The 1565-nt window shown below is 38.3% G+C and carries 1 protein-coding gene; it reads right to left on the bottom strand.

What is annotated here, in order from left to right:
* Window positions 1-84: 84 nt before the first annotated feature.
* Window positions 85-1431 (bottom strand): IS4 family transposase, encoded by a 1347-nt coding sequence (locus FC14_RS04730; protein WP_046921207.1) that lies wholly within the window; start codon window positions 1429-1431, stop codon window positions 85-87.
* Window positions 1432-1565: the final 134 nt, after the last annotated feature.

Genomic DNA, 1565 nt, shown 5'->3' with positions numbered 1-1565 from the left:
CTGAAACTTGAAAGCAAAAAAGAGCATAAAAATTCTCTATTCTCTTGATATAAGCGGGATATCACTGCATTAAATTAGTTTTTTTCACGCCTTTTGAAGCTGGAAAGCTATGCTTTGTGGTAGGCTGCTGATAAATTTATCAACTGTCTCATTAAGTTGTTTTATTGGTGCCACTGGTTCACTTTCTACAAGCTGATTTAGTAGTTTTATAAACCATACCAATACATCAGTCAGACTCAAATCGGGCATTGCTTCGCCCATGATATAGAACAGGTCTCCGATAGTACGTTCATCTTTTTCTTGGCGTTCTTGCCAAGCTAACAAATCATAGGTCATCATCACAATAGCTAAGTGACCACAAAGGCCGTCATAATTTTGAACTTGAGTCTTATCAAAGCGCAAATACTGTTTAGCAGCCTTGAAATACGTCTCTATCTGCCATCTTCTACCATATAGTTGAATAATTTCATCTGGATGGAGTGATACTTTAGTAGTTGCAAGAACTAAGTAATTGTTGGCTTTGCGTTGATTGCGTACAAACACTAGCCGTAGTTCAATCCCACTATCACTTTTTACAACACAACTGTATTGATAAGTCGCCTTGGGCGACCGTTTTTCAGAACGTAGCCGTTCATAAAGTGCTTTAACAGAGTACAAACGTCCGCGATAACGATAGTATACCTTGGTAGACCTTTTAAGCATACCGATCCCATCTAATCCTAGTTGTTTAATTTGGTCAAACATCTTAGGCGAGCTATACCAACTATCAAAAAGAACATATTGAGCCGGAATATTATGTTTTAATGCTTGAGAAACAAGCTCGACAGCAACTTGATTCATTTTAGACTGTGCTTGATAACGCCTGCGACCAGCCAAAGATCGGCGGTCAAGATTATGACATGGCCCCAGAATATTTTTAGGATCCTTACTCGACATCAAAGCAAAGTTAACTGGTAAAAAAGTATTAGCGTCACTCCAACCAAGTGTAAGTGCACGATAACCGTGCAGAAATTCGTGTTTATCATGGTCATAAACACGAGCGAGTAGCTCGGTTCTCTTTGAATAGGGACGAGCAAAAAGACTATCATCGATTATTAGAGCTAGCCGCCGTCTTGAATCAATAAAGGGACGTAAGCACTTAATTACCGCACTAGCCAAAAGGCAGACAAACTTTTGCCAATTAATGCGACCGTCATTCAAAAAATTACGAACAGTTCTAGTAGTGAAAGCAGGAGCTTCTTTAGCCCGATATAAAGATTGACGCACAAAAATAGTAGTGAGCAACCACTTGATAAATTCTGTCGGGTTAATTGGAGTACGTCGTTTGAAATTGACCTGATGAATAATTTCACCTATACCAATTTGCTTGAAGAAGGTATCGATTGAAAAATATGACTCGTTATTTTCTTGAGAATGATTTATACTAGACATAGCGTAAGGACCCCTTTATTTTTTATGGTTTGCATTTAAATTATAACGCGGGTATCCTTGCGTTTTTCTATTTTTTTGGCAAAAAAGCATGAAGTAGCGGGAAGTATCCACTATTTCATGCTTTCAAGTTTCAG

The organism is Ligilactobacillus agilis DSM 20509, from assembly GCF_001436215.1.
GTDB lineage: Bacteria > Bacillota > Bacilli > Lactobacillales > Lactobacillaceae > Ligilactobacillus > Ligilactobacillus agilis.
Note: the sequence above shows the minus strand (reverse complement) of the source record. Positions and strands in the feature narration are given on the sequence as shown.